Here is a 19,301-nt window from a genome sequence, read left to right on the forward strand (position 1 = left end):
AAATATCAATTCTTCAGCGAACGGACCAAATCCAAATCAGGTGTCACATACACCGTTTGCTGTCCTTCGTAAATGACAAAGCCGGGCTTGGCTCCTTTTGGTTTCTTTACCTGTTTGACTTCAGTGAAATCAACAGGCACCGAGCTTGATTCCCTTGCTTTACTAAAGTAGGCAGCAATTTTAGCTGCTTCCTTAATCGTCTCCTCGGAAGGATCCGGACTCTTGATTACAACGTGTGAACCTGGAATATCTTTCGTATGAAGCCATATATCCTCTTTACCCGCGACTTTATTGGTTAAATAATCATTTTGTTTATTGTTTTTTCCGACCAAGATTTGTGTGCCGTCGCTGGAAGTGTAGTTTTCCAGAACAGGTTTCACATGGGCCTTTTTCTTTTTCGTTTGTTTACGGACCCTCAGGTAGCCTTCTTCTTCCAGTTCTTCTCTTATTTCTTCAACGTCTTTTGTTGATGCCGATTCTAATTGTTGAAGTAATTGTTCTAAGTAGACAATCTCTTCGTCGGCTTTTTCAATTTGCTCATGAACGATTTTTACTGCATTCTTTGCTTTTTGATAGCGTGAAAAATAGTTTTGGGCATTTTCTGATGGAGACTTTTGCGGGTTGAGGGGGATCATGACACTTTCCCCGTTTTCATCATAATAATTTACCACGCTAACCACAGTCATTCCTCGTTCAACCGCATATAAATTAGACGTAAGGAGTTCACCAAGCAATTGATACCGATCTGCCTGCTGGGCATCATCCAGCGTCTTTTTTAATTTTTCAATTTTATTTACATTTTTATCCCGTTCGTTTCGGATGAAACGTTCCAAGTCGTTTCCTTGTTGCTTCACCCGGTCCCGTGCAGCCTTCTGATAGAAGAAACGGTCCAATAATTCACTTAACGAAGGAAAGGTTTGTTTCTCTCCTTGCAGATGTTCAATATCCATCCAGTAAAACGTTTCTTTCTCGCCGCCAATGAGGGTTGGTGTAGTGTCATTCGATTTAGCATACTGAATCAATTTTAAGAATGATTCAGAAATCGTAGACTGGTTACCAATTCCTGCACGGTGAACAACCTCTTTTGCATAAAGAGGAGAAATGCCTGCAAAAGCTTGGACAATCTGCTTATCCAGTTTTCCGGAGTTAAAGTCCAGTGCTCTAAGAACATCTTCACTGGTAGCATTAAGTGGATTTTTTTTATCTTGTTGTGGTGGTAAAACATACGTATGACCAGGCAAAACAGTACGGTGTGTATTCATACTTGGTGAAATATGTTTGATACTATCCAGAATCATATTTCGTTCTTTATCAACTAGAATGATGTTACTATGGCGTCCCATGACTTCGATGATTAATTGTTTGTACGAAATATCGCCGATTTCATTTCTGCCCTTCACTTCAATTATGATCATCCGATCCAGTTCAACCTGTTTGATCCCCTCTACAATATACCCTTCCAGATGCTTTCGTAGGAGCATACAGAACATGGGTGGGACAGAAGGATTTTCATAGTTTTCTTTTGTTATTTGTACCCTTGAATAACTGGGATGGGCGGATAATAGAAGTTTGTGATTTTTTCCATTCGCCCGGATGATCATGATGATTTCATTTTTGTAAGGTTGATGTATTTTATTGATGCGTCCGTGCAATAAGTTCTCATTCAATTCTTTCGTCATGCTTCTAGTAAATAATCCATCAAATGACATTTATAACATCCTTTGCTTTATACGATTTCGGTGTATTTTAAATCTGCCAGGCTTGATCTTGGTATCTCTGTATCAAATGTAACCGATTTTACCCCTCTCACAGGTAAAATGCAAAACATACGTAAATCATATCATTTTTTAGGACGAGTCTGAATAAGAATGCTATGAGAAGGACAACTTTTCGTATCGTAGGAGGAGAGTGACATGGTTGCATGAAATTTCATGAGATGAGACAAGAGGACATAGAGCAGTCATTAAATACCAATTATCAAGAGGGTCTTTCAACTGATGATGTAGCAAAGAGACGGAAACAATTTGGGTACAATCAATTGGAGGAAGCTGAGAAGCAGTCAGCTTTGTTACTATTTTTCAGTCAATTTAAGGACTTTATGGTTCTTGTGTTATTGGCAGCCACACTTATTTCAGGATTACTGGGAGAATACATCGATGCGATTGCCATCATAGCCATTGTGTTAATAAACGGTTTTTTAGGTTTTTTTCAAGAGCGTAAAGCAGAGAGGTCCCTGCAGGCTTTAAAGGAACTTTCAGCACCTCAGGTATCGGTGTTGAGAGATGGCAAGTGGGTGAAAGTTGTTTCTAAAGAGGTCATTATCGGTGATATCATCCGCTTTGGAAGCGGGGATCGGATCGGGGCAGATGTACGCCTCATTGAAACGAACAATCTGGAAATAGAAGAATCTGCTTTAACAGGGGAATCTCTACCTGTAACAAAATCGACGAACCCCGTCAATGGTGAAAACATGAGTCTCGGAGACTTAGAGAATATGGCTTTTATGGGGACGATGGTAACTAGGGGTAATGGTATTGGTGTTGTGACTTCGATCGGAATGAAGACAGCCATGGGACAAATCGCTGATATGATTCAAAAGGCTGAAACGATGATAACCCCACTTCAAAGAAAACTTGAAGAGTTAGGGAAAATACTGATTTCCGTTGCCCTTGTGTTGACAGCATTGGTCGTGGGAATCGGTGTTATCCAGGGGCACGATATGTACACAATGTTCTTAGCGGGGGTTTCTTTGGCAGTTGCCGCCATTCCAGAAGGTCTACCTGCCATTGTAACCGTTGCTCTTTCCCTCGGCGTCCAGCGAATGATCAAGAAGAAAGCGATTGTACGAAAGCTGCCGGCTGTTGAAACATTAGGTTGTGCATCAGTTATTTGCTCAGATAAAACAGGAACTCTGACTCAAAACAAAATGACGGTGACACATCTTTGGAGTGGAGGCAGAACGTGGACGGTAACAGGGACCGGGTATGAACCGGATGGCCAATTTTACAGCGGAGACCAAAGGGTAACACCTCACAGTGAAAATGCCCTTCAACAATTATTAACCTTTGGTATGCTATGCAATCATGCGGAACTCGTAACACGAGAAGAAAACTTTGTAGTTGATGGAGATCCTACAGAAGGGGCTCTTCTTGTGGCGGGGTTGAAAGCTGGTTTGAGCCGGGAATCTTTGCAGAAGAAGTTTACGATTGTAAAAGAATTCCCCTTTGATTCTACAAGAAAGATGATGAGTATCATCGTTGTCGACCAAAACGGGAAACATTTCTCTGTAACGAAAGGTGCTCCCGACGTTTTAGTCGGCAAGAGCGAAACCATCTTGTGGGAAGGAAGACTTCAATATAAATCAGCTGAAATATTCCAAAAAGTAGAAGAGGCAATCAGTGAAATGTCGTCCAATGCTCTTCGAAACATTGCGATTGCTTATAAACCCCTCAATGAAAGATCCATCGAAGGGATCAAGGAAAGTGACATTGAAGAAGGGGTGACCTTCATTGGTTTACAAGGTATGATTGATCCTCCAAGACCTGAAGTGAAGCAGGCAGTCAAAGAGTGTCGGGCAGCCGGCATTAAGACGGTGATGATTACAGGGGATCATATTCTAACGGCTAAAGCGATTGCCAGGCAGCTAGGAATCTTAAAAAACAAAGATCGCGTTCTGGATGGAAAAGCATTGAATCAAATGGAAGTTCATGAACTGGAAGAAATCGTGGAAGAGGTTTCTGTTTTTGCACGTGTTTCTCCTGAGCATAAATTAAAAATCGTCAAAGCCCTTCAAAACAGGGGGCATGTGGTGGCGATGACCGGGGATGGTGTAAATGATGCTCCGGCAATAAAATCTTCGGATATTGGTGTAGCCATGGGAATTACCGGGACAGATGTATCCAAGGAATCTTCCTCACTTGTTCTTTTGGATGATAACTTTGCAACGATTAAATCAGCCATCCAGGAAGGCAGAAACATCTACGAAAATATCAGGAAGTTTATTCGGTACCTGCTGGCATCGAATGTAGGGGAAATTCTCGTCATGCTATTTGCCATGATCCTGGCCCTCCCACTTCCATTGGTGCCGATACAGATTCTTTGGGTGAACCTTGTGACAGATGGACTTCCTGCCATGGCACTTGGTCTGGATAAGCCGGAAGATGATGTAATGAAGAGGAAACCAAGGCATCCAAAAGAAGGCGTATTTGCCAGAGGATTAGGCTGGAAGGTAGTTTCAAGGGGCTTCTTAATCGGGGGTGTCACTCTACTAGCCTTCATGTTGTCGTATAAGACTCACCCCGATCACTTGGCATATGCCCAAACCGTTGCCTTTGCTACATTGGTGATGGCACAGCTCATTCATGTGTTTGACTGTCGAAGTGAAGTTTCTGTATTTTCAAGAAATCCCTTCGGAAATATGTATCTTGTGTGGGCCGTATTATCTTCACTCGTATTGATGCTTCTCGTGATTTACATCCCATCCTTACAGCCGATCTTCCATACAGTACCAATCGTGTTAAAGGACTGGTTCTTGATCATTGGTTTAAGCTCGGTTCCAACGTTTTTACTGGCAGGGTCATTTTTTGCAAGAAAAAAACAGTGAAATGTGGTATAATCCAAAAGGTAATAGAGAATAACCTCTATTACCTTTTTTATATAGTGAGAGTGCAAGCATGAAATCAGTTGATCTACATACGAATATCGTCAAAAGATTGGATGTGATCGTAATGGTTGTCAGTATGACAGGCTTTGGAAGAAGCAAGGTAGACTCTGAACAACATACAGTAACGGTTGAAATGAAATCCGTTAATCACAGGTTTAGTGAATGTTTCATAAGGATGCCCCGACAATTAATGAAACTTGAGGATAAAATTAAAAAACAAGTATCCCAGTCCGTTAAGAGAGGGAAAGTTGATATTTTCATCACCATTACGGGCGATGGGTTAGTACATAAAAATCTACATATTGACTGGAAGCTCATTCAAGATTATTATCAGTTAGTAAATAAAGTGAAAGAAACCTTCTCCCTAAAAGATGAACTGCAATTATCCCACCTCTTAAACAGAGAAGAATTTGTGATCATCGAAGAAATGGAAGAGGAAAACGAAGAGCTTGAGCAGTTGGTGTTAAAAGCTGTAGAACAAGCGGCGAATGACCTTAAAATAATGCGTGAAAAAGAAGGAGAGCTCCTCAAGAAAGATTTTCTCACTCATCTCAATCATTTTAAGACCCAAATTGGAGAACTTACCGATCATGCTCCTAAAGTTGTCGATCAGTATAGAGAACGGTTAAGAAAAAGGATTCTTGAATACAATGAAACTTCCTTCGATGAAAGTCGTTTGCTTACTGAGGTTGCCATTTTTGCTGATAAATCGGATATTACCGAGGAACTGACGAGATTAGAAAGTCATATTCAGTACTTTGATTCCTCATTGACCGGTGAAGGACCTGTAGGCAGGAAGCTGGATTTCATGATTCAGGAAATGAACCGGGAAGTGAACACGATTGGTTCGAAAGCAAACGATTCCTTCATTGCCACGATTGTTGTGGAACTGAAATCAACACTGGAGAAGCTAAGGGAACAAGTGCAAAATGTAGAATAAGAAGTTTAGTTTCCTGTCATTCCGGCGAAACTAAACTATTGATTAGGAGGAGCGTTATGTCGATTAAGCTCATCAATATAGGATTTGGAAATATTGTTTCAGCTAACCGGATCATCTCAATTGTAAGTCCCGAATCAGCACCGATCAAACGCCTGATTCAAGATGCAAGAGACCGGGGGACACTCGTTGATGCTACATACGGAAGAAGAACAAGGGCGGTTATTATTACGGATAGCGATCACGTTATTCTTTCAGCTGTTCAACCCGAAACCGTTGCTCATCGTTTAACTGATAAAGAGGATATAGTAGAAGAAGGGCAGGGTAAATAAATGAAAGAAAAAGGATTGCTGATCGTTCTTTCCGGACCTTCAGGTGTAGGAAAAGGAACCGTTCGTAAAGCGATTTTTTCCCAAGAAGATACAAAGTTTGAATATTCCATCTCCATGACCACTCGTAATCCCCGTGAAGGAGAAGTGGATGGTGTAGATTATTTCTTTAAATCAAGAGAAGAGTTTGAAGTACTTATAGAGCAAGGGAAACTGCTGGAGTATGCAGAGTTCGTTGGAAACTATTATGGCACTCCTGTTGATTACGTTCGAGAAACACTTGATGCAGGAAGAGATGTTTTCCTTGAAATTGAAGTACAAGGTGCACAGCAGGTCAGGGATAAATTCCCTGAAGGTTTATTTATCTTCCTGGCACCTCCCAGTCTTTCTGAACTTCAGAATCGCCTCGTAACCAGAGGAACCGAAACGGATGATTTGATCCAGGGTAGAATGAATACTGCAAGAAAAGAAATTGAAATGATGAATCTGTATGATTACATTGTTGAAAATGATCAAATTGAACATGCGGTAGGCAAGATTAAATCCATTGTTCAAGCAGAACACTGCAAACGGGAAAGAGTGCAACAACGATACTTAAATATGCTGGAGGTTGAATAAATGTTAAACCCATCCATTGATTCATTAATGAAGAAGATCGATTCTAAATATTCGTTAGTCAGTATTGCTGCTAAGAGAGCAAGAAACCTGCAAGATACCGGTGATTACCGTTTGAACCAATATGAGTCTCATAAGTATGTAGGAAAGGCACTTGAAGAAATTCAGGCCGGTCAATTATCTATGAAAGAAAGAGATGCCAAAGCAGTTTATTCTGATGAATAAGCGTCATCATGCTTAATGAAAAACTCTAGGGGGGTTGACTCGAAAGATTACATGATCTTTCGGGACAACCCTATTTTCTTTTTCTATCAATATCCTTCATAATAAAGGAAGGATAAAGTGTAATGGGGGAAAGCAGAATGATCAAGGGGAAAAAAATACTGTTATGTGTATCTGGTGGAATCGCTGTATATAAAGCGGCTGCTTTAACGAGCAAGCTTGTCCAAAATGGTGCAGAAGTGAAGGTCATCATGACAGAATCAGCACGAAAATTTGTGGCTCCACTTACTTTTCAAGCATTATCCCGCCATGATGTATACTGGGATACCTTTGATGAAAAGGATTCGTCGAAGATTGCTCATATCGACTTAGCTGACTGGGCAGATCTTGTATTGGTTGCACCAGCCACTGCCAACATCATAGGGAAGCTTGCGAACGGAATTGCAGATGACATGATTTCAACAACCATTTTGGCAACGACAGCGAAAGTATGGATTGCCCCAGCAATGAATGTACATATGTATGATCACCCGGCGGTGAAGCGGAATATTGAGACCCTTTTTGAGTTTGGCTACCGATTTGTCGAACCAAGTGAAGGATATCTGGCTTGTGGATACGTTGGTAAAGGAAGATTAGAAGAACCTGAGAAAGTAGTGGAACTGGTTGATCGTTATTTTTCCAATCGTGATAGCGATAGGAAGATTTTACAGGGAAAAAAAGTCGTCATAACTGCCGGACCGACAAGAGAAATGGTCGATCCCGTTCGTTTCTTTTCCAATCGCTCAACAGGGAAGATGGGCTACGCCCTTGCAGAGACGGCTGTGTCTCTTGGGGCGGAGGTCGTCTTGATTTCCGGACCGTCTCAATTACCCGTTCCAAGTGGCATTGAATTTGTCTCCGTAACAAGTGCTGAAGAGATGTACAATGCTGTGCATGAAGCGTTTCCAACAGCGGATATCGTCGTGAAGAGCGCTGCAGTCGCTGATTATCGTCCGAAAGAAACCTTCGAGGATAAGTTGAAGAAAAAAGAGGGTAATCTAGTGATTGAATTTGAACGTACAAAGGATATATTAATGAGTCTTGGTGAGCGCAAGAAACATCAATATCTAATCGGATTTGCGGCCGAAACATCTAACGTTTACGAGTATGCGAAAGCAAAGCTTGAGAAAAAGCGGGCAAATATGATAGTTGCAAATAATGTAAAAGAAACAGGTTCAGGGTTCGGAACGGACACGAACAAAGTATCGATAGTAACAAGCGAAGGTAGCATTCTAGAGCTGCCATTATTATCAAAGGTAGAGGTAGCGAAAGAAATCTATAAAGAAGCGATCCGGCAGATGAAGAAGGGTTCCTCGCATGAACGTAGCTAGTGTCATCGTAGATGTTCCTGCCATGCAGACGGATCGAACCTACGACTATAGTATTCCGGCTGAATGGAGAGGCAGTATCATTCCCGGCATGAGAGTCATCGTTCCTTTTGGACCAAGGAAAATTCAAGGCTTTGTCATTGAATTAAAGGAAAAAGGCGAAGTCTCTAAACTGAAATCGATTGTTGAGCCGATGGACCTTGTACCGGTCCTGAATAAAGAACTACTAACATTGGGGAACTGGCTTACAGAGAAGACCCTCTGCTTTAAAATCTCAGCATTTCAAGCGATGCTTCCTGCTGCCATGAAAGCGAAATATGAAAAATTCTTCCAACTCGAGGGGGGGAAGAGTCCGGGTGAACTTCATCTTTCGCTCCAGCACTTCTTTCAGAATGGAAGGGAAGTGTCCTGGAAAGCAATCGAGGAAAACGGACTGCTCCCTCTCGTTCATAAAGAGGTAAAACGAGGTTCGGTTGAAGTGATTTACAGAGTGAAAGCGAAGGGGAATAAGAAAACGGTCCGAAAACTGTATCTTAATGTAACCGAAGATGATTTAGAAGAAGTCAAGAACAGTCTGCCTCCTCAAGCAAGTAAGCAGAAACAAATCATAAAATACATGAGTGACTCTGCTCCTGGTGGGGACGGGATCCTTGCCGCAACCCTCCTTGAAGAGTTGGGGACTACTTCGTCTACGGTTAAATCGTTAGTCAATAAAGGGGTTCTGGTAGAGAAAAATGTTGAAATGTATCGTGATCCCTTTGAAAACAGGACGTTCGAGAAGACCTCGCCTCTTTCGTTAACGGCTCAACAGGACCAGGCGATCAGTCCTATACTGAACATCATTGATGAAGAAAAACATCACACATTCCTTCTTTACGGAGTAACAGGGAGTGGTAAAACGGAAATTTATCTTCAATCCATTCAACGGGTCTTGCAAGACGGTAAGGAAGCGATTGTATTAGTCCCTGAAATCTCCCTCACTCCCCAAATGGTTCACAGGTTCAAGGGCCGGTTCGGAAATGATGTAGCTGTTCTCCATAGCGGTTTGTCAGTTGGTGAAAAGTATGATGAATGGAGAAAGATTCAGCGGAAGGAAGTAAAAGTGGTGGTTGGTGCCCGCTCTGCTGTTTTTGCTCCTTTTGAAAATATCGGGATCATCATTATTGATGAAGAGCATGAGACAAGTTACAAGCAGGAAGAAAATCCTCGTTATCATGCCAGGGACGTGGCCATTTATAGAGGGGAATACCATCAATGCCCTGTCATTTTGGGAAGCGCAACACCCTCTTTAGAATCCTTTGCTCGAGCATCAAAAGGTGTGTATAGGCTCCTCACGCTGGATAAACGGATGAATGATGGACCCCTCCCTTCCGTTGATATTGTTGATATGAGAGAGGAACTGAGGAAGGGGAACCGTTCCATGTTCTCAACTGAACTTTTCGAAAAGCTTCAGGATCGAATTGAGAAAGGGGAACAAACCGTTCTATTCCTTAATAGAAGAGGACATTCATCATTCATCATGTGCAGAGATTGCGGCTTTGTCCTTCAATGTCCAAACTGTGATATCTCTTTAACCTATCACCGCTTTTCAAACGGGATGAAATGTCATTACTGCGGCTACGAAGAAGGAGTTCCCACTACTTGCCCTGAGTGTACGAGTGAGCATATCCGTTATTTCGGGACAGGAACTCAAAAAGTAGAGGAAGAATTGACGAAACTTATCCCCGATGCTCGAATCATTCGCATGGATGTGGACACAACCACCCGAAAAGGGTCACACGAAAAGCTATTGACAGCCTTTGGAGAGGGAAAAGCAGATATACTTCTTGGTACACAAATGATTGCCAAGGGTCTGGATTTTCCGAATATCACTCTCGTCGGGGTCCTCAGTGCGGATACGATGCTTCATCTGCCTGACTTCAGGGCTGCAGAGAAGACCTTTCAATTGCTCACTCAAGTAAGCGGACGTGCAGGCAGGCACACTCTGCCGGGAGAAGTAGTGATTCAAACGTATACGCCGGAGCACTATTCTATCGAGTTAGCGTCTAATCATGATTACAACCGTTTCTATCAACAGGAAATGATGATGAGGAAAATGGGCTCCTATCCTCCCTTTTACTACATCTCTCTCGTCACACTAAGTCATGAAGATTTAATGAAAGTTGTGGATATTGCAGAGAAGATGACGAAATATATCCGTTCAAAGCTATCCGAAACAACGATCATTCTTGGACCCGTGGCGTCACCGATCCCCAGGATAAAGAATAGATATCGGTATCAATGTTTGATAAAATACAAACGGGAACCAAATCTTGGTACTACGTTGAAAACAGTATTAGATCAATACCAACAGCAACATGCGTCTCAAGGGTTAACAATCTCCATAGATGTGAACCCTTATATGATGATGTAACTATATTTTTTACGGAAAAATGGAGGAGACTTATGGCAATACTTCCAATTGTAATGCACCCTGATCCAATCTTAGAAAAAGAATGTGAAAAGGTAACGGCATTTGATAAGAAATTAAAAAAATTATTGGCAAATATGTATGACACAATGCTTGAAGCGGATGGTGTTGGCCTTGCAGCTCCTCAAGTAGGAGTCGACCTTCAGGTAGCAGTGGTGGATATCGGGGATGATACCGGTACGATCGAGCTTATCAATCCGGAAATCATCGAGGCTGACGGATCTCAAACCGACCTTGAAGGGTGCCTGAGCTTCCCGGGGTTATATGGGGAAGTGACCCGTCCTTATTCCATCACGGTCCGAACGTTTGATCGAAAAGGAAGAATGATTGAATTTCAAGCCCAGGACTTTTTAGCCCGAGCGATTCAACACGAAATTGATCATCTTCACGGTGTTCTATTTACCACAAAGGTAGAAAAATATGTGACAGAAGAAGAATTAGAAGGGTATGAAGCTTAATGACGAAAGTAATTTTTATGGGAACACCTGACTTCTCCGTTCCTGTTCTTCAATCTTTATTAGACGAAAACTATGATGTGATTGCGGTCGTGACACAGCCCGATCGCCCAGTGGGGAGAAAAAGGATCCTAACGCCTCCACCTGTAAAGGTAGCAGCTGAAAAGAACGGGATACCAGTCTATCAACCAGAGAAAATTAAGGATGAAGATGAGTTAAACAAAGTGCTTGCATTAGAACCTGACCTTATCGTAACGGCCGCTTTCGGGCAAATTCTTCCCAACGCATTACTGGAAGCCCCTCAGTATGGATGCATCAATGTTCACGCCTCTTTACTTCCTGAACTTAGAGGGGGAGCACCTATTCATTATTCCATTCTCCAAGGAAAAGAGAAAACGGGCATCACCATCATGTATATGGTCGAAAAGCTTGATGCAGGGGACATTATTAGTCAAGTGGAAGTGGATATTGAAGAACGTGACCATGTCGGAACCCTTCATGATAAATTAAGCGTTGCAGGTGCAGCATTGCTCATTGAAACGGTGCCCAAATTATTGGCAGGTGACATAGCCCCGGTCAAGCAGGATGATTCAAAAGCGACGTTTGCACGAAACATCAAACGAGAACAAGAAAAAATTGACTGGACGAAAGGTGGGGAAGAAATCTACAACCATATTAGAGGACTTCACCCTTGGCCAGTTGCGTACACCACATTAGAAAATTCCGTGATTAAAGTCTGGTGGGGAGAAAAAGTCAGCGGAACTTCTGCTGCTCCTGGAGAAATCATGAAAATTGAAGAAGATGGATTCGTTGTTTCTACAGGCACTTCAATAGCAATAAAAATAACTGATTTACAGCCTTCTGGGAAAAAGAGAATGAGTGCAAAGGATTATCTGCGTGGAGCAGGGTCTCACCTGAAAGAAGGAATGATGTTAGGAGAAAATAATGAGTAAAAAAAATAAGACCGTCCGTGAAGCAGCACTTGATGTCATTGAAGCAGTAGAAAAAAATCAATCGTATAGTAATTTATTACTCAATTCTGTGATTGAAAAAAATCAGCTGCCAAGTAAGGATATTGGGTTATTAACGGAGCTGACATATGGAACCATTCAACGGAAAATGACGTTGGATTTCTATTTAGCTCCATTTCTTAAAGGGAAGTTGGATGAGTGGGTTCGTCATCTATTGCGTTTATCCCTCTATCAGCTTGTGTACTTAGATCGAATTCCTGACCGTGCTGTTTTCTATGAAGCTGTAGAAATAGCTAAGAAGAGAGGACATAAAGGCATTTCAGGCTTGGTGAATGGTGTCTTGCGTTCTGTTCAAAGGAAAGGGCTTCCTTCCCTTGACACTATTACAGATCCAATCGAGCGAGTGGCCATAGAAACGAGTCATCCTTATTGGCTTGTGAAGAGATGGGAAGAGCAATTTGGCCTGGAGAAAACGAAAGAAATGTGTGAAACCAATTTAATTGCACCAAATCAAACGGCACGGGTGAATACAACCAAAATCACTCGAGAAGAGCTTATCCAACTCTTGACTGGCAATGGTAATGAAGTGAGAGAAAGCCCGATTGTTCCGGAAGCGATCCAGTCACTTCGAGGGAATCTTGCAAAAACAGAGGAATATCGTAACGGACAATTCACCATCCAGGATGAAAGCTCCATGCTTGTCTCCTATGCTTTAAAGCTTGAACAGGGGATGAAAGTGTTAGATGCATGCGCAGCACCAGGGGGGAAAACGACTCACATAGCCGAAAAACTATCAGGAACCGGAGAAGTTCATGCATTGGACTTACACAAGCACAAGGTCAAATTGATTGACGAAAATGCATCTCGGCTCGGATTAAATAATATAAAGACTGCAACCCTTGATAGTCGAAATGCAGGAGAGAAGTTTGAAAAAGAGAGCTTCGATCGTATCCTGGTGGATGCCCCATGTTCTGGATTAGGTGTATTAAGAAGAAAACCGGATATAAAATATGCTAAAAAAGAATCGGATCTTTTATCTCTGCAAAAGATTCAGCTGGACATCCTTTCAGCCGTTGTACCATTGTTAAAAAAAGATGGATTATTAGTTTATAGCACTTGTACTGTGGATCAAAATGAGAATGAAGGGACTGTGTCGGCTTTCTTAAGTGATCATCCAGAATTTGATCCTCAAGCTTTAGATGAACTTCCGGATTCCATCACACCGTTTATTAAAGAAAATCAGTTACAAGTATTTCCTCAGGATTTTGGAGGGGATGGATTCTTTATTTCGTGCTTTAGAAAAAAATAAGTCGAAAATGCTCAAATGTCGAAAGTAAAGCAGGAAAATTCACCAGAAAAGTCGTAAAAGTACAATAGCCCTTAATGAATCTTTGATTATCCATTACTTTGTAATCATATATTTATTTCTTCAAAAGTGATAAAAGCTGAAGATATTTTCTCTTTTCATTATCAACCTATTCAGCTCCAATTAAGAACGAATGGTAAGCTGGACACATTTAACGAAGATAATCAAAGTGGATTCATTTTTTTGAACTAAGGTTGCACCCTACAATGAGTTTAAGGAGCTACTTGAAACAGGTGCAGAAGAAGAGATGAGGTGACATAAGTGAAAACTGTATATTTTACGGACAAAGGGAAAGTGCGTCAACTAAATGAAGATAGTGCCGGCGTATTCGTGAATCATCATGGCGATCATTTAGCTGTTGTAGCAGATGGAATGGGCGGCCACAGAGCTGGAGACGTTGCCAGCGAGCTTACCATCTCCATGTTAAAGGACTTATGGGAGAAAACAGAGAAATTTCACACCGCTGATGAAGCCGAAAATTGGTTAAAATCAACTATTAACGAAGTAAACAAAGAAGTATATACTTATTCTCAATCCAATTCGGAGTGTGAAGGGATGGGCACGACTCTCGTCGGAGCCATTTGCACCTCTTTGTTTGCTACCATTGTCAATATTGGTGACAGCAGAGGATATATACTGAACGAAAATGGTTTTCATCAGTTAACAGAAGACCATACACTTGTGAATGAATTAGTCAGAAGCGGTGAAATTTCTAGAGAAGATGCAGAGCATCATCCAAGAAAAAACGTGATACTTAGAGCGATAGGTACAGAAGCTTCAATTACTATGGATATTAAAACGATAATGTTTGAAGAAGAAGACGTTATTTTATTGTGTTCAGACGGTCTATCCAATAAAGTCTCCCAAAAAGAAATGAAAGAGATATTGGTTCAGGACCACTCCCTGGAGAATAAAGGAGAGTCGCTTGTTCATTTAGCTAATGAATATGGCGGTGAAGATAATATTACCGTAGTAATTGTAGAGTTTGCCGCTGAAACGGAAAGCGGGTGATAACATGATGGAAGGAAAGCGCATCAGTGGGCGTTACAGAATCATTAAACTAATCGGCGGCGGAGGAATGGCCAACGTTTATTTAGCTCACGATGTGATTTTGGATCGTGAAGTGGCTATTAAAATGCTCCGGATCGATTTTGCCAATGAAGAGGAATTCATTAAACGATTCCAACGGGAAGCTCAATCTGCTACCAGCTTGACTCATCCGAACATTGTGAGTATATACGATGTAGGAGAAGAAGACGATCTATACTATATTGTCATGGAATATGTCCATGGTATGACCTTAAAGCAATACATACAGCAACATTCACCAGTTCATGTAGACAAAGCGATCGATATTATGAAGCAGTTAACCTTAGCGATGTCTCATGCCCATCAGAATCATATTGTACACCGGGATATTAAACCCCATAATATCCTTCTTGATGAAGAAGGAAATGTGAAGATAACGGATTTCGGGATCGCGATGGCTCTTAGTGCCACTTCGATCACCCAGACCAATTCAGTCCTGGGATCGGTCCACTACCTTTCTCCTGAACAGGCAAGGGGCGGAATGGCTACGAAGAAATCTGATATTTATTCACTGGGGATCGTCATGTTTGAATTGTTAACCGGCAGACTGCCTTTCTCTGGAGAATCAGCGGTCTCGATTGCCTTAAAGCATTTGCAATCGGAAACACCATCTTTAAAAAGGTGGAATCCTGATATTCCCCAGAGCGTTGAAAATATCGTATTAAAAGCAACGGCCAAGGATCCATTCAGACGGTACGAGAGCCTAGAGGAAATGGATGAAGACCTGTTTTCAGCGCTTGATCCCGATCGGATGAATGAGCCTAAATTTGCCGTTCCCCTTGATGATGAAGCAACAAAAGCGATTCCTGTCATTACTGATCAGAAGGCGTATTCGAATCTTGATGATACGATTGTTCACCATCAAGCAGACACAGACAAACTTCAAACGAAGCCGACTCCTCCAGTCCAAGAGGGTAAGAAGAAAGGCAAGAAGAAAAACAAGAAGGGTGATCCGAAGAAAAAGGGTAAAAAGAAGTGGCCGATCTTTATTATAAGTTTGTTCTTTTTGCTCATTCTCTTAGGAGTTGCTGCTGTTACTTTCGTTCCTGAGCTGCTGGGGCCAAAGGAAATCCAGGTGCCGGATGTGGTTGAAAAAGATCAAACTGAAGCCATTTCCACCATCGTTTCAGAGGGGTTTGTTGTCGGAGAAACAAAAAAACAACCCCATGAATCGATTCCTGAAGGTTTTGTAATCAAGACAAACCCAAAGGCAGGGCGGATGGCGAATGAAGGATCGGCTATAGATATCTATGTCAGTACAGGTAAAGAAAAAGTTGGAGTAGAGGACTATGTAGGAAAGAATTTTGAAGAAGTATCCTCTGAACTTGAAGAAAAAGGTTTCACGGTAGAGAAAGAAGAAGAGTTCAATGAATCCGAACCTGCTGGAACGATCACCGACCAGGATCCATCTCCTGGAGTAGAGGTCGTGGCAGAAGATACGACGATTACCTTTACAGTGAGTAAGGGAACAGAGAAGTTTGATTTGGAAAACTTGGAAAATTTTGATCAGACTGCACTAGATAAATATGAAGCTTCGAATGGAATAAATATCATTGTACAGGGTGAAGAATTTTCAGATGAGGTTGAAGAAGGTAGGGTGATTTCTCATAAGCCCGTTGCAAGTACTCCGATCAGTAAGGGTGAGGATGTTTACGTTATTATGTCTAAGGGTCCTGAGCCGCCGAAGGAAGTACCGACTAAGGAGACTACTGAGGAAGTGACCATCCCTTATACCAAGGACAATGGAGAACCTCAAGTAGTGGAAATTTTTATTGAGGACAAGAATAGAAAGATTGAAGAAAGTGACGAACTAATCAGTATTTATGAGGATACGACGGTTACTATGAAGTTCACATTGGAAGAAGGAACTGTAGGGGAATATCGAATTCTCGTTGATGAAAAAGAGTATAAAACAGGTACTGTCGAGTATCCTAAAGAAGAATAATGACAATTGACAAAGGGCTGTACCCGGGTTTTTAATGGACCTGACGGGACAGTCCTCTTGTTTTCCTTTATAATGATAGAGAACCATGATACATAATATAGAGGACTAATCTATTTTTTATAGATGTTTTTGAATAGGAGGTTTCGAATGCCTGAAGGAAAAATCGTTAAAGCATTAAGTGGATTTTACTATGTGCTTTCAGAAGGAAGCGTTACACAATGTCGGGGCAGAGGTAATTTCCGCATAAATAAAATAACACCACTGGTGGGTGATTATGTTGAATTTCAAGCGGAGAACAAAACGGATGGATACATTCTAAAGGTCAATGACCGTAAGAATGAGTTAGTACGTCCCCCGATTGCAAATGTCGACCAGGCGATATTGGTATTCTCGGCAAGCGAACCGGATTTTAGTCCGGCTTTACTTGACCGCTTTCTTGTGTTGGTTGAGAGTAAAGAAATAGAACCGCTTATTTGTGTAACCAAGATGGACTTACTTACATCTGAGCAAACAAACAAGATTGAACGATATGTGAAGGATTACCGCTCATTCGGTTATGAAGTCCTGATGACGTCTTCGAAAACCGAGCATGGAGTAGAGGAGCTGACTCCGTATTTACGTGATAAAATTTCTGTCTTTGCAGGACAGTCCGGAGTAGGGAAATCGTCCTTGCTGAATGCCTTGAAACCTGAACTTGAGTTAAAGACGGCTATGATCTCATCCCACTTAGGCCGGGGGAAACATACGACTCGCCATGTGGAACTGATTGATATTGAAGATGGGTTAGTGGCGGATACCCCCGGGTTTAGTTCACTGGAGTTTTCTGAGCTTGAAATAGAAGAGCTGCCACAATGCTTCCCTGAAATGGTTGAAGTATCTGACGACTGTAAATTCAGGGGCTGCCTTCATATCAACGAGCCGAAATGTGCCGTTAAAGCTGCCGTGGAAGCAGGCGAAATCCCTAATTACCGTTATGATCACTATTTAACGTTCCACAAAGAAATAAAAGATAGAAAGCCGAGGTACTAAATATGAAAATCGCACCTTCCATTCTGTCTGCAAATTTTGCAGAGTTAGGGAATGAAATTAAAGATGTTGAAAAAGGGGGAGCGGACTATATCCATGTGGATGTGATGGATGGTCACTTCGTACCGAATATCACGCTGGGGCCAATGATCGTGAAAGCGATTCGCCCGTTAACATCATTACCACTTGACGTACACCTTATGATTGAAAATCCAAGTCAATATATCGAAGCTTTTGCAGATGCTGGAGCTGACTATATTACCGTCCATGTAGAAGCAGATCCCCATTTGCACAGAACGATTCAGATGATCAAAAGTAAAGGTGTAAAAGCGGGAGTCGTCCTAAATCCTGGGACGTCTGCTGAGTCCATCAAGCCAATTTTGCAAGATGTCGATATGGTTCTGCTTATGACTGTGAACCCTGGCTTCGGTGGTCAATCATTCATCCCGTCGGTCGTCCCGAAAATCAAACAGATTCGTGAATGGGCAAATGAAATCAATCCTACCCTTGAAATAGAGGTGGACGGAGGCATTAACCCTGAAACGGCAGCCATTTGTGCTGAAGCAGGAGCAGATGTGTTTGTAGCAGGTTCTGCCATCTATAACCGCAGTGATAGAGGGGCAGCAATCGAAGAATTAAAGAGATCTCTTGTATAAGAGACGACAGGCTGATCCTATGGGGTCAGTCTATTTTTATAAATGGGAGTGGAGAATATGGAAATCAATATCGTTGCCGGCGGACCTGAAAGATACATCCCTGAATTGAACTCATATTCGGGTGATGAGGCAAACTGGATTGGTGTGGACCGTGGGGTCTACACGTTACTCGAACAAAAAATAGAACCGCATGTCGCTTTTGGAGATTTTGATTCTGTGAACGAGAAAGAGTGGGAGCTGATCCAACAAAAAGTGAAGGAAGTCAATCGTTTTAAGCCTGAAAAGGACGAGACGGATCTGGAGCTTGCCCTGAACTGGGCGATTGATCAGAATCCTGACAAAATCAACATTTTTGGAGCGACCGGTGGACGGCTTGATCATTTTATGGGCAACCTTCAATTATTAATGATTCCGAGGCTTTTAGATACGGACATCAAAGTAGAAATCATTGATGTTCAAAATCGGTTATACCTAGCCGAATCTGGAGTTCATTCCGTTGAAAAAAGCCCGGAATTACAGTATATTTCCTTCGTCCCGGTAACCGAAAGTGTCGAAGGAATCACCCTCACCGGCTTTAAATATCCATTAAATAATCGGAATATTTCAAGAGGTTCCACACTATGTATTAGTAATGAACTTATACAATCATCTGGTACTTTTTCCTTTTCAAATGGCATATTAATGGTGATAAGAAGCAGTGATTAAAGCTTCTAAAAACCAGGTAGAAAAGAAGACGTACTTAACTGAGACTGCTTGAATAGACTAAACTGTTGTCAAGCGAAACATTACGTTCTTTAGATTGTGGGGAGGGACTAAAAATGCGCTTTTATACAATTAAATTACCAAAATTCCTGGGTGGACTTGTGAGGGCGATGTTAGGAACGTTTAAAAAAGAATAAATGGTTTGTTGGAGGTGGCTAGAATGCCATCTTCTTTTTTGTTTTCGGTTGATTCGTCTTATGCTTCTCGGGGCTGACCAAGCCGCCTCCGCTTTTCTGCGATGTCCAGCTCCAGGGGCTTGAGGCTCGAGGTCATAAGTCAAACTAACCAAAAAGGCAAAAAGCGCCTTTCCGGTTAGTTCGCCTTATGCTTGTCGCCCCAGGGCGAGCCCCTTCCGCTTTTCTGCGATGTCCAGCTCCAGGGGCTTGAGGCTCGAGGTCATAAGTCAAACTAACCAAAAAGGCAAAAAG

General features: G+C 41.9%; 17 protein-coding genes. 16 read left to right on the forward strand and 1 reads right to left on the reverse strand.

All coding sequences use genetic code 11. The annotated features are described in order from the left end of the window. Window positions 1-5: 5 nt before the first annotated feature. Window positions 6-1,709, reverse strand: coding sequence for an Rqc2 family fibronectin-binding protein (locus tag RSX31_RS02720; protein ID WP_315633171.1), 1,704 nt, complete (start codon window positions 1,707-1,709; stop codon window positions 6-8). 212 nt (window positions 1,710-1,921) lie between these two features. On the opposite strand from RSX31_RS02720, the gene RSX31_RS02725 reads away from it, so the two are divergent. The 16 genes from RSX31_RS02725 to spoVM all read left to right on the forward strand — a co-directional run bounded on the left by RSX31_RS02725 (window position 1,922) and on the right by spoVM (window position 19,010). Beyond that, window positions 1,922-4,603, forward strand: coding sequence for a cation-translocating P-type ATPase (locus RSX31_RS02725; protein ID WP_315633172.1), 2,682 nt, complete (start codon window positions 1,922-1,924; stop codon window positions 4,601-4,603). A 124-nt stretch (window positions 4,604-4,727) separates the two neighbouring features. After that, on the forward strand, window positions 4,728-5,603 hold the full coding sequence (locus RSX31_RS02730) for a YicC/YloC family endoribonuclease (protein WP_148968824.1): 876 nt from the start codon (window positions 4,728-4,730) through the stop codon (window positions 5,601-5,603). A gap of 56 nt (window positions 5,604-5,659) precedes the next feature. Next, window positions 5,660-5,932, forward strand: coding sequence for an extracellular matrix/biofilm regulator RemA (gene remA, locus RSX31_RS02735; protein WP_044337446.1), 273 nt, complete (start codon window positions 5,660-5,662; stop codon window positions 5,930-5,932). Continuing rightward, complete coding sequence (gmk, locus tag RSX31_RS02740) at window positions 5,933-6,547, forward strand: guanylate kinase (RefSeq protein WP_148968692.1); 615 nt, start codon at window positions 5,933-5,935, stop codon at window positions 6,545-6,547. After that, on the forward strand, window positions 6,548-6,769 hold the full coding sequence (gene rpoZ / locus RSX31_RS02745; RefSeq protein ID WP_148968693.1) for a DNA-directed RNA polymerase subunit omega: 222 nt from the start codon (window positions 6,548-6,550) through the stop codon (window positions 6,767-6,769). A gap of 137 nt (window positions 6,770-6,906) precedes the next feature. After that, a complete protein-coding gene (coaBC, locus tag RSX31_RS02750) occupies window positions 6,907-8,136 on the forward strand; it encodes a bifunctional phosphopantothenoylcysteine decarboxylase/phosphopantothenate--cysteine ligase CoaBC (RefSeq protein ID WP_315633175.1) in 1,230 nt (409 codons plus the stop codon). After that, window positions 8,123-10,546: a primosomal protein N' gene (priA, locus tag RSX31_RS02755; RefSeq protein ID WP_315633176.1), complete on the forward strand. Its 2,424-nt coding sequence runs from the start codon at window positions 8,123-8,125 to the stop codon at window positions 10,544-10,546. Before coaBC ends, priA begins: the two co-directional genes overlap by 14 nt. A gap of 32 nt (window positions 10,547-10,578) precedes the next feature. After that, on the forward strand, window positions 10,579-11,061 hold the full coding sequence (gene def / locus RSX31_RS02760; protein ID WP_148993571.1) for a peptide deformylase: 483 nt from the start codon (window positions 10,579-10,581) through the stop codon (window positions 11,059-11,061). Then, entirely contained in the window at window positions 11,061-12,011 is a 951-nt protein-coding gene (gene fmt, locus RSX31_RS02765; RefSeq protein ID WP_315633177.1) for a methionyl-tRNA formyltransferase, read from the forward strand. Before def ends, fmt begins: the two co-directional genes overlap by 1 nt. Continuing rightward, window positions 12,004-13,338, forward strand: a complete 1,335-nt coding sequence (gene rsmB, locus RSX31_RS02770) for a 16S rRNA (cytosine(967)-C(5))-methyltransferase RsmB (protein ID WP_315633178.1) — start codon at window positions 12,004-12,006, stop codon at window positions 13,336-13,338. Before fmt ends, rsmB begins: the two co-directional genes overlap by 8 nt. Window positions 13,339-13,656: 318 nt before the next feature. Beyond that, entirely contained in the window at window positions 13,657-14,406 is a 750-nt protein-coding gene (locus tag RSX31_RS02775; RefSeq protein WP_148968699.1) for a Stp1/IreP family PP2C-type Ser/Thr phosphatase, read from the forward strand. Window positions 14,407-14,410: 4 nt separating this feature from the next. Then, the gene (gene pknB, locus RSX31_RS02780) at window positions 14,411-16,429 is read left to right on the forward strand and encodes a Stk1 family PASTA domain-containing Ser/Thr kinase (RefSeq protein ID WP_148968700.1); all 2,019 of its coding nucleotides are present in this window, start codon (window positions 14,411-14,413) and stop codon (window positions 16,427-16,429) included. Window positions 16,430-16,576: 147 nt separating this feature from the next. Next, window positions 16,577-17,458 carry a ribosome small subunit-dependent GTPase A gene (gene rsgA, locus RSX31_RS02785; protein WP_148968701.1) on the forward strand — a complete coding sequence of 294 codons (882 nt, stop codon included), beginning with the start codon at window positions 16,577-16,579 and terminating at the stop codon, window positions 17,456-17,458. Window positions 17,459-17,460: 2 nt separating this feature from the next. Continuing rightward, window positions 17,461-18,111 (forward strand): ribulose-phosphate 3-epimerase, encoded by a 651-nt coding sequence (gene rpe / locus RSX31_RS02790; RefSeq protein ID WP_315633181.1) that lies wholly within the window; start codon window positions 17,461-17,463, stop codon window positions 18,109-18,111. A gap of 57 nt (window positions 18,112-18,168) precedes the next feature. After that, entirely contained in the window at window positions 18,169-18,816 is a 648-nt protein-coding gene (locus tag RSX31_RS02795; RefSeq protein ID WP_315633182.1) for a thiamine diphosphokinase, read from the forward strand. 113 nt (window positions 18,817-18,929) lie between these two features. Beyond that, window positions 18,930-19,010 carry a stage V sporulation protein SpoVM gene (spoVM, locus tag RSX31_RS02800; protein WP_032088878.1) on the forward strand — a complete coding sequence of 27 codons (81 nt, stop codon included), beginning with the start codon at window positions 18,930-18,932 and terminating at the stop codon, window positions 19,008-19,010. Window positions 19,011-19,301 lie beyond the last annotated feature (291 nt).

Source organism: Rossellomorea yichunensis, assembly GCF_032337515.1.
GTDB lineage: Bacteria > Bacillota > Bacilli > Bacillales > Bacillaceae_B > Rossellomorea > Rossellomorea yichunensis.

Coding starts and splice junctions, on each gene's coding strand:
- fmt (WP_315633177.1), top strand. CDS start 11,061: ATGACGAAAGTAATTTTTATGGGAACACCTGACTTCTCCGTTCCTGTT.
- rsgA (WP_148968701.1), top strand. CDS start 16,577: ATGCCTGAAGGAAAAATCGTTAAAGCATTAAGTGGATTTTACTATGTG.
- RSX31_RS02730 (WP_148968824.1), top strand. CDS start 4,728: ATGGTTGTCAGTATGACAGGCTTTGGAAGAAGCAAGGTAGACTCTGAA.
- RSX31_RS02795 (WP_315633182.1), top strand. CDS start 18,169: ATGGAAATCAATATCGTTGCCGGCGGACCTGAAAGATACATCCCTGAA.
- remA (WP_044337446.1), top strand. CDS start 5,660: ATGTCGATTAAGCTCATCAATATAGGATTTGGAAATATTGTTTCAGCT.
- coaBC (WP_315633175.1), top strand. CDS start 6,907: ATGATCAAGGGGAAAAAAATACTGTTATGTGTATCTGGTGGAATCGCT.
- RSX31_RS02725 (WP_315633172.1), top strand. CDS start 1,922: ATGAAATTTCATGAGATGAGACAAGAGGACATAGAGCAGTCATTAAAT.
- pknB (WP_148968700.1), top strand. CDS start 14,411: ATGATGGAAGGAAAGCGCATCAGTGGGCGTTACAGAATCATTAAACTA.
- rpoZ (WP_148968693.1), top strand. CDS start 6,548: ATGTTAAACCCATCCATTGATTCATTAATGAAGAAGATCGATTCTAAA.
- priA (WP_315633176.1), top strand. CDS start 8,123: ATGAACGTAGCTAGTGTCATCGTAGATGTTCCTGCCATGCAGACGGAT.
- def (WP_148993571.1), top strand. CDS start 10,579: ATGGCAATACTTCCAATTGTAATGCACCCTGATCCAATCTTAGAAAAA.
- gmk (WP_148968692.1), top strand. CDS start 5,933: ATGAAAGAAAAAGGATTGCTGATCGTTCTTTCCGGACCTTCAGGTGTA.
- RSX31_RS02720 (WP_315633171.1), bottom strand. CDS start 1,709: ATGTCATTTGATGGATTATTTACTAGAAGCATGACGAAAGAATTGAAT.
- rsmB (WP_315633178.1), top strand. CDS start 12,004: ATGAGTAAAAAAAATAAGACCGTCCGTGAAGCAGCACTTGATGTCATT.
- spoVM (WP_032088878.1), top strand. CDS start 18,930: ATGCGCTTTTATACAATTAAATTACCAAAATTCCTGGGTGGACTTGTG.
- rpe (WP_315633181.1), top strand. CDS start 17,461: ATGAAAATCGCACCTTCCATTCTGTCTGCAAATTTTGCAGAGTTAGGG.